This window comes from Flavobacterium beibuense F44-8, assembly GCF_000769915.1.
Lineage (GTDB): Bacteria > Bacteroidota > Bacteroidia > Flavobacteriales > Flavobacteriaceae > Flavobacterium > Flavobacterium beibuense.
Map to the genome: position 1 here is coordinate 1 of NZ_JRLV01000019.1, position 14,346 is coordinate 14,346.

General features: G+C 38.1%; 10 protein-coding genes. 3 read left to right on the forward strand and 7 right to left on the reverse strand.

Annotated elements, in window-relative coordinates:
- The 3 genes from Q763_RS13930 to Q763_RS17850 all read left to right on the forward strand — a co-directional run.
- On the forward strand, positions 1-2,863 hold a 2,863-nt coding region (locus tag Q763_RS13930), incomplete at its 5' end, for a T9SS type B sorting domain-containing protein (RefSeq protein WP_035135376.1).
- A gap of 74 nt (positions 2,864-2,937) precedes the next feature.
- Complete coding sequence (locus Q763_RS13935) at positions 2,938-3,876, forward strand: PorP/SprF family type IX secretion system membrane protein (RefSeq protein WP_035135378.1); 939 nt, start codon at positions 2,938-2,940, stop codon at positions 3,874-3,876.
- Positions 3,877-3,976: 100 nt separating this feature from the next.
- A complete protein-coding gene (locus Q763_RS17850) occupies positions 3,977-4,144 on the forward strand; it encodes a hypothetical protein (protein WP_157481403.1) in 168 nt (55 codons plus the stop codon).
- Positions 4,145-4,212: 68 nt separating this feature from the next.
- Here the strand turns inward: Q763_RS17850 and Q763_RS13940 are convergent, their stop codons facing one another.
- The 7 genes from Q763_RS13940 to Q763_RS13970 all read right to left on the reverse strand — a co-directional run bounded on the left by Q763_RS13940 (position 4,213) and on the right by Q763_RS13970 (position 14,218).
- A complete protein-coding gene (locus Q763_RS13940) occupies positions 4,213-4,683 on the reverse strand; it encodes a hypothetical protein (RefSeq protein ID WP_157499448.1) in 471 nt (156 codons plus the stop codon).
- A gap of 118 nt (positions 4,684-4,801) precedes the next feature.
- Positions 4,802-5,758, reverse strand: a complete 957-nt coding sequence (locus tag Q763_RS13945) for a glycoside hydrolase family 5 protein (RefSeq protein WP_052123449.1) — start codon at positions 5,756-5,758, stop codon at positions 4,802-4,804.
- A gap of 3 nt (positions 5,759-5,761) precedes the next feature.
- Complete coding sequence (locus tag Q763_RS13950; RefSeq protein ID WP_035135382.1) at positions 5,762-7,000, reverse strand: glycoside hydrolase family 27 protein; 1,239 nt, start codon at positions 6,998-7,000, stop codon at positions 5,762-5,764.
- 210 nt (positions 7,001-7,210) lie between these two features.
- On the reverse strand, positions 7,211-8,230 hold the full coding sequence (locus tag Q763_RS13955) for an IPT/TIG domain-containing protein (RefSeq protein WP_052123450.1): 1,020 nt from the start codon (positions 8,228-8,230) through the stop codon (positions 7,211-7,213).
- 17 nt (positions 8,231-8,247) lie between these two features.
- Complete coding sequence (locus Q763_RS13960; protein WP_232297527.1) at positions 8,248-9,849, reverse strand: RagB/SusD family nutrient uptake outer membrane protein; 1,602 nt, start codon at positions 9,847-9,849, stop codon at positions 8,248-8,250.
- An 11-nt stretch (positions 9,850-9,860) separates the two neighbouring features.
- Positions 9,861-13,055 carry a SusC/RagA family TonB-linked outer membrane protein gene (locus Q763_RS13965; protein ID WP_052123451.1) on the reverse strand — a complete coding sequence of 1,065 codons (3,195 nt, stop codon included), beginning with the start codon at positions 13,053-13,055 and terminating at the stop codon, positions 9,861-9,863.
- 287 nt (positions 13,056-13,342) lie between these two features.
- The gene (locus Q763_RS13970) at positions 13,343-14,218 is read right to left on the reverse strand and encodes an AraC family transcriptional regulator (RefSeq protein ID WP_035135387.1); all 876 of its coding nucleotides are present in this window, start codon (positions 14,216-14,218) and stop codon (positions 13,343-13,345) included.
- Positions 14,219-14,346 lie beyond the last annotated feature (128 nt).

The following is a 14,346-nucleotide window of genomic DNA, read 5'->3' on the forward strand; positions in this document are numbered from 1 at the left end:
TGAGCCGGGAGCCGATATGACTCCGAGTGCAGGTGTTGTGGATAACTGTACTAACAATGTACCGGGTAATGAGGTTACAATCAGTGTAGCTTCATCTCAAACACTTGATCCTGCTGATTTGACATACTCGGTAGACGGTACTACTTATCAGGCATCAAATGTGTTCAATAACTTAGCACCGGGTAACTACACAGCTTATGTTCAGCATGCTAACGGATGTATAGAAACAACAACATTCACTATCAATACGCTACAGCCTATTATAATAGACACGGCTACGGTAGTTAATAATGTACTATGTTTTGGTGAAGAAACAGGTGAGATTACAGTAACTGCTTCGGGTGGTACAGGTACGTTACAGTATGCAATCTCTCCAGACTTTGTTTACGGTTCATCAAACGTATTCTCTAACCTTGCAGCAGGTACTTACACAGTAAGAGTGACCGATGGTATAGGTTGTGAGGTTGAATCAGCAACTTTAACAATAACTACTCCGGCAGAAGCTCTTGCTGCAACTTATGTAGCTGTTGATGAAACTTGTATTGGAGATGCAAACGGTTCGGTTACAATCTCTGTAACAGGAGGTACTGCTCCATATTCAACAAGTTTAGATGGTGTAACCTTTGTTCAGGATCAGTTTACTTACACAGATCTTGCAGCAGGTGCTCATACTATTTACGTAACTGATGACAGCGGTTGTACAATAACTCCTATTGATTTTGTAATCCAACAGGGTGTTAATACTCAGCCAAATGTAGATGTTGTGGCAAACTGTATGAACAACATGCCGGGTAATGTAGTAACAATTAATATTGATGCACAATACTTAGGTGAAGTTCAGTATTCTGTAGACGGAATTAGCTATCAGGCTTCAAATACATTTATGGATCTTGCGGCAGGTACACATACGGCCTATGTGCAACACATAAACGGATGTATCCAAACGGTTGACTTTGATGTAGAAAGCCATGAGCCTGTAAATGCTACTGCAACCGTTATTCAAAACGTAATTTGTTATGGCGATGATACGGGTGAGATTATAGTTACAGCAACAGGAGGTACAGGTCAGTTAGAATATGCTATCTCTCCTATATATACCTATTCAACTAATAATACCTTCTCTTCACTAATTGCAGGTACATATACCATAAGGGTAAGAGATGAGTTAGGTTGTGTTCAGGTAATAAACAACGTTGTTATAACTCAGTCTGAAACTCAGATTATAGCATCAGCCGATTGGACTGGAGAGACTTGTTATAATGCTAACGACGGTAGTATAACAGTAACAGTATCTGGTGGTACTGCGCCATACTCAACAAGTTTAGACGGTGTAACCTTTATCCAGGATCAGTTTACTTATACAAACCTTAACGGTGGTCAGCATGTACTGTTTGTTCAGGATGCGGCAGGATGTCAAATTGTACCTATAGTATTTAATATAGAGCACGGTGTTGTACTTAATCCGGTAGTTGAGGTAACTCCAATATGTACAAACAACGTATCGTTAAGTATGCTTACGGTTACTAACATCAACCCTGCAATTGTTGATGATGTTATGTACTCTCTTGACGGAGTGAACTACCAGTCATCAAATGTATTTACAGACCTTCCTGACGGAAACTATGTGGTATATGTAATGCATGCTAACGGATGTGTTACTACAAGAAACGTAATGGTTAGGCATGAAAAACCAATTCTTGGAGTATTAACAGTTGTAGATGCGCTTTGTAACGGTGAAGATAACGGTACAATTACAGTAAACGGTTCGGGAGGAATAGGTACACTTACCTATGGTATCTCTCCAGACTTTGATATGACCGAAAATAACTTGTTTAACGTTGCAGCAGGTCAATACACTGTAAGAGTACAGGATGAAACAGGATGTTATAAAGAGTATACAGCTACTGTAGACGAGCCTTCGGAAATAATACTTACAGAAGTTGAAGTGTATCCGGAAATTTGTGAGAACGATGATAATGCAGCAATTCTTATTGATATAACAGGTGGTACTGCACCATATTCAACAAGTATGGATATGGACGAGCCGTTTGAAGTAGGTAAGGATATGTATACAGATCTTGATGGCGGACAAACCTATACCATTTATGTTAAGGATGCTAACGGATGTATAGCCTCTATAGATGTATGGATTGATGCACCAATAATGATTAATGCACAACCGGAACTTGTTTACAACTGTGATGAAAATGTACTTACGGTAAATGTTGAGACAGCCGTACAGGGTGCGGTAACCTACTCACTAAACGGAGGTGTTCCTCAAACAAGTAATACGTTCACTAATCTTGCAGACGGAACTTATGTGGTAGATGTACTTCATGAGTCAGGATGTATAGACAGTACTGAACCTGTAACAGTAACAAATACTACTGCACTGGTTATGATACTTGCTGAATCTGATATTAATGAGATTACGGCAACTACAACCGGAGGTTCAGGAGGTTATACTTACACCTTAAACGGTGAGGATATGGGAACAGATAACGTGTTTGAGATTTACTCAACAGGAACCTATGTGGTAACCGTAACCGATAGCAGAGGCTGTGTGGCAGAGAAATCATTATACTATGAGTTTGTAGATATTATCCTTCCGGATGTTATGTCACCAAATGACGATGGTATTAATGATACATGGGCACCGGGTCATGCAGAAAATTACCCTAACCTTGAGTTCTTTGTATTCGACAGGTACGGTCGTAAACTGGCTACACTTAGACAAGGACAGGAGTGGGATGGTAGATATAACGGACAGGAGTTACCAACAGGAGATTATTGGTATATTGTAAAACTAAATAATCCTGAGGATGACAGAGAGTTTGTCGGACACTTTACTATTTTCAGATAATAAATTCATAAATAGCCATGGCTGCAAAGGCAGCCATGGCTTGAATTAAATAACAAGGCCAAAATACACACACAATGAAAAAAACTTTTCTCCTCCTAACTTTACTACTTACAGCATTTGTAATGCGTGCTCAGGAGTTAACAATACCAACACATACACAGTATCTGGCAGATAACCCTTATATTATTTCTCCTGCTTATGCAGGTATTGGTGACCATGTGAAAATAAGGCTTAACGGACTTACACAATGGGTAGGAATTAAAGATGCTCCTGATATGCAATCGCTGGCGGCAGATTTAAGGATAGCCGATAATACGGGTATTGGTATGTTTTTATATAATGACCGTAATGGTAATACCAGGCAGTATGGTGGTAAAGTATCTTTTGCACACCATATTATATTAGACAAGTATACTAATCAGTTCCTTTCGTTTGGTATTTCCTACAACCTTAACCAGTTTAAGGTAGATATTGAGAATATCACAACACCCGATCCTTCTATAAACAACAATCGTTATGTTGTGAACCACAACTTTGATGTTGCATTACTGTATAGAATAGGGGAGTTTTATATTAGCGCTACCGGTGCTAATATACTGAACAAGGATCTTGATATTTTTGCAATACAGGAACCTAACAGGCTTAGAAACTATCAGTTTTATACAGGTTATACGTTTAAAGGAAGCGGTAATTGGGAGGTAGAACCATCTTCATTCGTTCAGTATTTTGAAAGTGACGGAAGATCTACTACAGATATTAACCTTAAATTCCGTTATATGGACGGTGATGACTACTATTGGATAGGGGGTAGCTACCGTTTTCTTAACGATCAGTTAGGAAATCCAATAAATATTGGTCCAATGGTTGGATTAAACGTTTCAAATTTCTATTTTGCTTACTCATATCAGTTAACCACAAATGAGCTTCTTGCTTATAACAGTGGTACACATATGATAACTGTTGGTTTGGATATATTCCAGGGTATCAGTAACTGTCCTTGTACATGGCACTAAACACCTGCATCTGTTACTTGTTATGTTTGGGGGAATAACTAAAAATGCGCTAAAAGAAAAAGAAAAGAAAGCCTAATGTTTCACTTAAAAATCTATGATTATGTATCAGGTTTTATGTTATTCGTTTGGAGCCTTCTTTTTATTAGCATCGGGGAAGCTAATCCTGGCGGGAATAGACAGAAACAATATACGCTTTAGGAGTATAGGTGTTTGTAACCTGTTTATTTCTGTAATCCTGCTTTTTGTAGGGGCTTGTTACCTTTGTTAAGGAAAAAACTGCTTAAAAACAAAAAGAGCTGCCTTATGGCAGCTCTTTTTGTTTTTCTTACAAAGTAATTATTGTTCTTTGCTGTATATAAATAAGCCGTCTTCACCTAGATTTACATGAAGTTTTTTGTCTTTCATGTAAAATTCTACATTGTCTCCGGTACCGTCAGCATAAATTATTTTAAGCTTTTGCATATCTTCTTCATTGACAATGCTATATACGCCAGTTTGCTCGTCACCCGGAATACTTTGTTTTATTTCATTTCCGTTTATAATCATTTTCATTTGTTTCAGCATATCTATTGTAGGCCCCATGCTTTCTTTTGCCTGAGCAAGAGCTTCCGGCGGAGCCTGTGCTTCTGCTTCTTCCGAAAATTTTACGTCATTATTAGCAAGATCTAAATAAATTCCCTGAGAGCTTAATGCATCTAAAGCTACGAGGTTCCATGTGCCCTGTAAGTCTTTATCGGTAATTTTTTGTGCAAATCCAGCAGTTGTAGCCATACAGACTGCAAGGCATAGGTAAATTAAATTTTTCATAAATGTTTATTTTTCGGCGAATATAAATAAAAATAATCAGTGCGGTATTTTGTGTATCATAAAAAAAGCCCCACTTAACGTGAGGCTCTCTCAAATTACAAAACTAACTCAACTTAACTTATTGTTTGTTCAGTAATCTTAAATAATTACGGGTTTTAATACCACTTTCTTTCAGGTGTTTTTCTTTCCATTCACCAGTAGAGGAGGCCGATTTTTTTAGCATACTACAGGTTTCATCCTTGTCGGATATGGACCATGTTATCCAGCTTAACCCGCGCTCTTCCATCCAGTCTATCCAGTTTTGCCATTCGTCATAGTTCATTGGTCCGTCGCCACTAGCTTCCATACCTGCGCTTTCAGATATAAATACTGGTAATCCCGATTCAATAGCTTTATCGGTACGATCTCTTAATTCCTGTTTATGTGTAGCAGCATAAAAGTGAACGGTATACATTATGTTGTTAAAACCTTTAATAGGATCGGCAGCCGGGAGGTTAATATCCTGATCCCAGTGTGGGCAGCCTACCAGTATAATATTATCAGGGTCATTTTTCCTTATAATCTTTATAATCTCTTCACTGTAAGCTTTAACGTCAGCCCAGCTTTCGTCATCCGGTTCATTAAATACTTCATAAATTACGTTAGGGGAGTTGCCATATTTTTTTGATACCTGATCAAAAAACAACTTTGCTTCCTCAAGGTTAATGTTATGGCTGTGCCAGTCTATTATTACATAAATATCATTTGTAATGGCTCCTTCAACAACAGTCATTATTTTCTCTGTAGCAAACTGTGGGTTTTGTATGTAAGTATCATTACCTACTTCAATACCCATAGCGGCACGTACCACATTTACATTCCAGTCGTCTCTAAGCCATTTTACAGCATTCTGATTGTAAAAACGGGGCCAAAAGCTGTGCCAGCCAAAACTAACACCTCTCAGCATTACATGTTTGCCTTTTTCATCTGTAAGTTTAGTGCCCTTTACACTTAGCTGCCCATGTTTTGAAACCTGTGCAAAAGCTGTAAAACTAAAGAGCAACAAAAAAGCGATATGTTTTATTCTGTTTGTCATTTTTTATTTTTTAGAAAGCCTAAGCACTACAATGTCATGCGAAGCAACTTTGTCCTTGAATGCTTTTTTGGTAGTTCCGCTTTTTTTATGATTCCATACGTCATAAATATCGTATGCAGCAGAGTCAAAAGATGTTTCCAAGTTAAAAATATCATCTTTAATAGTATGCTCTTTCCAGTTAAAGTTAATACTCTTGTCTTCTTCGCTTCTGTTAAGAAAAGCAATAGCCCAGTCCCCATTTTCAAGTGGTTTAACCCATGTTTCAAGTCCGTTATCGCTGTTGTATCTAAAACCCTGTATGCCCAGTTTATCCTGATTAATGGCAATCATATCTTTATTGGTAAGTATCTCCAGTGTTTCTTTACTCATACTCCTAAAGTCGTTACCTGCAATAAGCGGAGAAGCCACCATACACCAAATACTGAAATGCGATTTATCTTCGGTATCGTTCATTTCGTTACCTACTTCCATCATGTCAAAATCATTCCAATGGTCTGGTCCCGAATATTTCCTGATACCTTTTCTCATGTCAACAATTTTCATGAAACCCCATGAAGACCAGTTTTCAGGGTGTTTGAATTCGCAGTCAAAACAAGGATAGATGTCACCCGATATTCTCCACATGTTACCCAGTGGTTCGCCCCATTCCCAAGGTTGGTTATCACCCCATTCGCAAAGGCTGAAAAGTATAGGCCTTCCGGCAGTTTTAAGAGCATTGCTCATTGTAGTATATGCTTCTGTAGCGTTAATACCTTCTGTATTACACCAGTCGTATTTTAAGAAATCAATGCCTAATGATGCATAAAAACGGGCATCCTGATATTCGTAACCTCTGGTGCCAGGGTATCCTGCACATGTTTTTGTACCGGCACAGTTATATAGTCCGAATTTTAAACCTTTAGAATGAACATAATCGATAAGCGCTTTCATTCCGCTTGGGAATTTTTTAGGATCGGGTACTAAGTTTCCGTTTTCATCCCTTTCACGCGTCATCCAGCCATCGTCAAGCACTATGTAAGTATACCCGGCATCTCTCATACCCGATGATACCATAATATCAGCAGTTTGCTTTACAAGATCTTCGTCAATATTGGTAGCAAAGGTGTTCCATGAGTTCCATCCCATTGGCGGAGTCATGGCAAGGCCTTCAAATTTTGTTGGTTCCTGTTTATAAACATTTCCCTGAGCAAAAGCCGTTATACTTAGTGCCAAACTTAAAATGCTATAAATAATTTTTTTCATTCTTAAAGTTTTATGCGAGGTTGTACTATATATTAATTATGCGGTTTATTTCGTTTAATTCGGATGCCGAAAATGCTGGGCTTTTAATGCTGTTTACAGTATTCTTATTTTATGATTGGTATTCATTACTGGCTATAAATGATTAAAACATTCCCTGATTTATAACCAGGGAATGTTTCACAAAAAACAAAATTAGAATGTATGAGCTTATTAGTCTACGGTATAACCGAAGTTGTCAAAATAGTAATTGTGTGTTTCTCCGGTAAATTCCTGGAAAGAAATGTTTTGTAGGGCTTCCGGCATTCCGCCAAGTTCTTCCCAAGTGAAACGGAAGTCAATCCATTCTTCGGTAGTTTCAAATGCAAAGTTTGCATCTCCCCAATTAGCACCGTTAAAAATAAGTACCAGTTTACCTGCATCGTCAGAGCGTACAGCAAAGTGAATACCTGTGTATTGAGAGATTTGATCATCCCAGTTCCAGTTACCCTGAATGTTATCCCATCCGGCAATTTCCTTTTTTATGAAAGTAGTTCCCTGGTAAGCATCGGCCTCATTAGTTATATATTCATGGTTGTTCCAGGCTTCAATATCCCAAGGGGCGTAGAAAGCATCATCATAAATGGCAGTACCAATAGCAGTGTCCCACTTTGAAGCCCCTGATATAGTTTCTACCTGCACATATTTTCCGTTAGAGCCTGCAGGTACAATTGCTACAATCTTATCAATACTGCTTGAAACGATTTCTGCCTCAACGCCATCAATAGTAACTACCGGATCAAGGAAGTATTTGCCATAAATAGTAATCTCTTCTCCTTCGGCAGCATTTATTGGCTGGAAACTTTTTAAAGTAGGAGCAGGTGGCGCCACTACAAACGGATATATTGCCGTACCGCGAGGTGTCACCACTTTAAGTTCGTTTGAAGCATTTTCATAAGGAGTGTCTTCGTCAATAGTTACAAAAATAACTCCATCTGTTACAAGGGTTGGGTTGAAATAAGTATCAACGTCGTTAAAGTATATCTTTTCGGTACCTGTAAATCCGGTACCACGCACAATATACATGTTGTTAGCATAGCCATACTCTACAAGCGAATCGTTTTCTGCATAGCTAACGCTTTCAATACTCGGTTTCCCGGGTTTTATACTGTCGTCATCACTACATGAGACCACAAATAATATTGCGAATACAGAAAGTAAGCCCAATATATGTTTTAATCTAAAGTTCTTCATAACTCTGTTTTTTAATATTAGTCAAATGAATATGGTACCGGATCCTCTAATAATAATGGGTTTTTAGCTACTTCATTATCAGGGTAGTCCAGGTAGAAGTCAGATTCATCCGGAGTAAAATGTTCTTCAAGATCTTTATTACCTCTGTTTTGAGCTGCCATAATAGCAATAGCCTGTGCTCTTGGAATTCTTCCAAGGTCAAACCAAAAATCACCTTCAAAACAAAGTTCACGTCTTCTTTCAAGGAAAAGTTCATCAAAAGTAAAAGAGCTAACACTAGGTAAACCTGCCCTGTTTCTTACAGCATTGTATGAGCTTAATGCACTTGCGTCCGAAGTGCTTCCGGCTCCTCCAAGAATAGCTTCAGCATGTATAAGTAACAGGTCAGCATATCTCATAAGATAAGTATTGTTTTCCATCATATTCCAAGCATCTATAGGGCCTGTAACATCACCATTCACAATACCAATACAGTATTTTTTAATGGCTGCACCGGCTCCCTGACCGCCTATCTGGTCTGCATCAGGAACAATAAACCCTGTTTGTTCTTCAGTACCGCTGTTAATACGAACTTTTATGTTAGGGTATTCATCACCCGGCATCATGATAGTTTCTTTTCTTCTTACATCACCCGGCTCAGTGTATATATTGAAGATTGCATCCTGAGAAGGACCAAATACTCCACCATATGAAGCGTTTGATGTTGTGATTGCTGCCGTACTGATACCAAACTGAGTATTACAGTTGCTGGCAGAACCATAGTTACCGTCGGTTACCCACTGGATAGCAAAAATAGATTCTTCGTTATTGTTGTTAGGATACGTAAATAAATCACCAAAACTTTTATCAGGTAACGATTCACCACCAAGCAATTTAAACTCTCCGCTGTTTATTACTTCTTCTGCCATTTGTCTTGCATCACTGTATCTTTGCTGATACAGGTAAACCTTAGCCAACATTGCTTTAGCAGATCCTTTAGATACACGTGCATTAGCAGTGTAGTTTGAAGATCTTGTTTTGTCGTATAGATTTTCAATAGCTGCCTGATAATCCATTTCGATTAAAGTATAAACATCTTCAATTCTATTTTTATTGATTACAGGGTTTGATGCAAAATCAAGGTTGTTTTCAATAATTGGTACATCGCCCCAAAGTCTTACTAAATAGAAATAAGCAGTAGCTCTCATGAAATAAGCTTCTCCAATAGTGTTTTGAAGTACTTCCGGACTTACACCCGGTCCAACACGGTCTGGTAAGAAGTTAATAATAAGATTTGCCTGAGCGATATTTGCCCATAAAGAGCTCCATCCGTTAACAAGTTCAGGGTCACTACCATTTAGAGAAAAGGTTCTCATGGCATTAACGTCGCTCGATCCTGTATACATATTGCCCGAACCTACCTCGGCAACAGCAAAGAAAAACTTGTTATGAAACTGGAACCAGGTTCTGGCATACATACCGTTTGTGGCCGATGTAACCTGTTCATTTGTGCTGTAGTAGCTGTCTAAAGAGATAGTATCTTCCGGCGGACGGTTTGTAAACTCTTCGGCACAGGAGGCAAGCATTGTAAGTGCTAATGCCAAACTACATATTTTGTATAGATTAAAAAATCTTTTCATTTTCATTTTTTTTAAAATTCTACATTAACTCCTACAGAAAAAGTTCTTGGTGAAGGGTATCGTCCGTTATCAATACCTGTTAGTAGCTGATTTTGGTTAAATGAACCAATTTCAGGGTCATAGCCTTTGTATTTAGTAAAGGTATGAAGGTTTTGAACAGAGCCGTAAATACGTACTCTTGACATTTTTACTTTAGAAACGATGTCCTGTGGCAGAGAGTAACCTAAAGTAAGGTTTTGGATTCTTGCATAAGACCCGTCTTCAACATAACGGCTTGATATCTGTACGTTAGTGTTAGCATTACCGGGAACTATCCTTGGGATATTAGTATCAGTGTTTTCAGGTGTCCAGTAATTTGCAGCATCTGTAAGTGCATTTTGGTACAACTGTCCGTTTTGTGTTCCGTTTCTGTAAGTAAGGTTCATTACGTCGTTACCATAAGATCCCTGTACAAAAACAGAAAGATCAAAGTTTTTGTAGTTAAAAGTATTAGTAAAACCAAAAGTAAAGTCAGGGTGAGGGTTACCTATAAATGTTTTATCATTAGCATCTATAACACCGTCTCCGTTCACGTCTTTGTACTGAACATCACCAAGCCATGTTTGCCCAACGCCTTGTCCAACAGACTGGTCAAACTGTATAGGAGCATTGTTAAGTTGGTCCATAGTTTGGAACAGCCCTACTACTTCATATCCGTAGAACATACCAATAGGAGAACCTACTTCGGTATTAGTTACAACAACTGGCTGGTAACCGTTAGTGTTTACTTCCTGAGTTAGAGATAAACCATTAGATAAGCTTGTTAGCTCATTTTTATAGTGTGAGAATACAAGAGTAGAACTCCATGAAAAATCACCTGAGCCTTTTGTATTATAGTTTAAGGTAATATCATAACCTCTGTTTTCCATTTCACCAAGGTTTGAGTATGGAGCATCAACACCACCATACTGGCCACCACCACCTGTTAGGTATAAAGGCCACGGCATTTGGAAAAGGAATCCGTCAGATTTTTTAACATAGTAGTCAAGGTTAGCCGATAGCCTACCGCCAAGAACTGTAAAGTCAAGACCAAAGTTGGTTTGTTGCATTGACTCCCATGTTAAATCAGGGTTAGGGAAGTTTGAAGGAAGGAAACCAGGGCCAATACCTGAGTTTTGCTGACCCAGATAAGCCGTATACCTGTTGTTTGGAATTTGCTGGTTACCGGTTTCACCATAACCTATCCTGAACTTAATGTTGTCTATATATTTACGTGTACTTTCCATGAACGACTCGTTAGAAAGTTTCCATGAAACAGCAACTGCAGGGAAGTAACCCCACTGGTTATCTGTAGTCGGGTCAAATTTAGACGAACGGTCTGCTCTCCATGAAGCTGAAAGTCCGTAGCGATCATTGAAGTCATAAATTAAACGTCCGAAAAATGAGTATAAAGCCTGGCTGCCCTTGTAGCTTGTCACTTTATTTTGTGCAGGGTCACTAAGGTTTAAGCCATAAACATTGTTGGTTTGGAAACCTGTACCTGTTGCAACAAGACCTTCCCAGTGACTGTCGTTAGCTTCCTGACCTGCAAGTAATGTGAAGTTATGTTTACCTAAGCTTTTTGTATATGTAAGCAGGTTTTTAATGTTAACCGAGTACCAGTTTTGTCTTCTTTCCATTAAGTCGGCACTAGGGTTTGTTTGTACACCCCAACTGTAAGAAGGAGTAAAATCGGTGTTTTCAGAAAATTCAGTATTAGCACCAACTTCAATTCTGTATTTAAGCCCGTCAATAATGTCGGCTTCAGCAAAAACATTTCCAAGGAAATTTTTTCGTACCAGTTTATTGTCTTTAACAAGCGCCTCAGCAACCGGGTTAAAATAAGTAGAGTTAAGGTCGTTACTTGTAGGTCCTGCAAAACTTCCGTCAGGATTTCTAACAGGTATATCCGGAGCCTGTAGTAATGTATTGCTTATTATACCACCATAACTCTGGTTAATAGTAAGCTTTTCGTTAGTAATACCCGTGTTTGCATTTACACCTACTTTTAACCAGCTTTTAACCTGTGAGTCAAGGTTAACACGCATGGTGTATCTTTTATATCCTGAACCTAAAAGGATACCCTCCTGATCAAGAAAACCACCTGATATATAATATCTGGTAGCGTCTTTAGCTCCCGAGAATGAAAGCTGATGGCTGTGTGAATAAGCTGTTTGATATACCTCATCCTGCCAGTCGGTACCTGATCCTAAAAGTTCAGGATGCTGAAACTCAGGACGGAAGTCTGATTCGTTAAAACCATAAGCCAGCCATAATGCTTTTTGTTGTTTGGCATAGCCCTGTAGGTCAAGAACGTCTAGTTTTTTGTAAATATTCTGGATAGAAGTGTAGCCTTCATAAGCGATTTTACCTTCACCTTTTCTACCTGATTTTGTAGTAATAATGATTACACCATTAGCACCTCTTGAGCCGTAAATAGCTGTAGCTGATGCATCTTTTAGGATGTCTATAGAAAGGATATCGTTAGGGTTAATCATGGAAAGCGGACTCACAGCGTTATTACCTGCGCCTCCGTTTGAAGAGAAATCACTACCCGATATAGGTCTTCCGCTGGTAGAGATGTTAGTACCGTCGCCGGAGATAGGCACACCGTCTATAATGTATAAAGGTTCGTTAGTACCTGAGATTGATGTTGTACCACGAACCCTGATTGAAACAGCACTACCCGGCTGCCCGCTGTTGTTTGTAACCGAAACACCTGCTGCTTTACCCTGAATCATTTGGTCCACAGTGGTTTGTTTTAGGTTTTCGATGTCCTTAGTACGAATGCTGGATACCGCACTGTTAACATCGTCTTTCTTTTGAGCGCCATAACCAATTATGACTACATCGTCAAGAAGTTGTGAGTTTTCCTCAAGGGTAACGTTAAGTACGTTACGTCCTTTTACTGCTATTTCCTGAGTTTCATATCCTATAAAGGTATATACAAGAACAGCATTTTCAGGCGCTTCGATGGCATAATTTCCATCTATATCAGTAGCAATAGCTGTATTGGTGCCTTTAACACTAACATTGGCTCCCGGTATACCAAAGCCAGTGTTGTCTGTCACGGTACCTGAAACAGTGGTTTGCGCCTGTAACGCACTAAAAGAGCACAACAAAAGCAAGTACAACAGTGTATTGCCTCGTTTAAGCCAATTAGTAAAATAAAGTAATGTAATCCCCATAATTAATTTGTGTTAGGTTAGTTACTAATTTCTAAATAAATAAACACTTTAATTTTGCTTTCGGTAATTTTAGAGTTCATTTATTGATAAAAACAAATTTATGGGAGATGTTAAGCGTTTGTTAATATTATTTTATCATTTAATGATAATATTTTCTCTAACGTTTGCGTAAATAATATATCATAAAAATATACTTACTTTTATGAAGATATTTAATATGTTGACTGTCAATGATTAAAATATCATAAAATGAAGGTTTTAAGGTGTATTTTTTAGTCAGCTTTAGTTTATAAAAAGCGTTTCATGCCATAAAATTCATCTCTGTACTGGCTTGGAGTTGTGTTCTTTATACTTTTAAATATGCGGTTAAAGTTGGCAATATTGTTGAAGCCCGACTTAAATGCAATTTCAGATATACTCAAATCTTTCTCTATGAGCCACCTTGCAGCATAACCTACTCTTATATCATTAAGGTAATTCACAAATGTTTTTCCGGTTCGTTTCTTTATAAAACGGTTAAACGATACAGGACTCATACTTGTAATGTCAGACACCTCATCTAAGGTAATCTTGTTAGAGAAGTTTTTTTGTATATACTCGTATACCAGTTTCATTTTATCGTCATCTTCAAAAGTATCGTGGTCTACGGTGAAGGTGGAAAGCAGCCTCTGATTTCTGGAATTAGCCATGTCGTGAAGTATGGAGATAATTTCCAGAAAGTAATCCATACCATCAAGTTTAGAAATGCTTATTAGTCTGTTAGCTAGTTCTTCACCTGTTTTTTTAGAAAACAGTATACCGTGGTTAGATCGGTTAAACATGTCCTTAATAGGCATCATTATACGTCGTGACAGTAACGAATCACTAAACAGGTCGTTATGAAACTGTATGGTTATTTCGTGTACCTTTTTGTTCTTGCAGGTGTTCATTTCCCATCCGTGATGCAGGTTTGGACCAACCAATACCAGTTCTACATCATCTATTTCCTCTATATGATCTCCCACAATTCTTTTTACACCTTTGCCATTAAGTATAAAGTTAATTTCATACTCCGGATGATAATGTATAGGGAAGTCAAAACTATCTTTAATCCTGTCAAAAACCAGGAAACTATCACCTTTAGATAGTGGCGGAATTTCTCTGTGAAATTTTTGAGTGTTCATTTGAGTGTTTTTATTTGCAATTATATGATATAATATTGATAAAATAATATTAACTTAAATTTAAGACTAAAATTATCTTTGACATTATCAAAAAAGTACGTTTAAAATTGTGCTTTGTTAAATATTAA

What these genes read in the sequence shown, in the direction of transcription:
- Q763_RS13935 (WP_035135378.1), top strand. Translation starts at nt 2,938, where the DNA reads ATGAAAAAAACTTTTCTCCTCCTAACTTTACTACTTACAGCATTTGTA.
- Q763_RS17850 (WP_157481403.1), top strand. Translation starts at nt 3,977, where the DNA reads ATGTATCAGGTTTTATGTTATTCGTTTGGAGCCTTCTTTTTATTAGCA.
- Q763_RS13940 (WP_157499448.1), bottom strand. Translation starts at nt 4,683, where the DNA reads ATGAAAAATTTAATTTACCTATGCCTTGCAGTCTGTATGGCTACAACT.
- Q763_RS13945 (WP_052123449.1), bottom strand. Translation starts at nt 5,758, where the DNA reads ATGACAAACAGAATAAAACATATCGCTTTTTTGTTGCTCTTTAGTTTT.
- Q763_RS13950 (WP_035135382.1), bottom strand. Translation starts at nt 7,000, where the DNA reads ATGAAAAAAATTATTTATAGCATTTTAAGTTTGGCACTAAGTATAACG.
- Q763_RS13955 (WP_052123450.1), bottom strand. Translation starts at nt 8,230, where the DNA reads ATGAAGAACTTTAGATTAAAACATATATTGGGCTTACTTTCTGTATTC.
- Q763_RS13960 (WP_232297527.1), bottom strand. Translation starts at nt 9,849, where the DNA reads ATGAAAAGATTTTTTAATCTATACAAAATATGTAGTTTGGCATTAGCA.
- Q763_RS13965 (WP_052123451.1), bottom strand. Translation starts at nt 13,055, where the DNA reads ATGGGGATTACATTACTTTATTTTACTAATTGGCTTAAACGAGGCAAT.
- Q763_RS13970 (WP_035135387.1), bottom strand. Translation starts at nt 14,218, where the DNA reads ATGAACACTCAAAAATTTCACAGAGAAATTCCGCCACTATCTAAAGGT.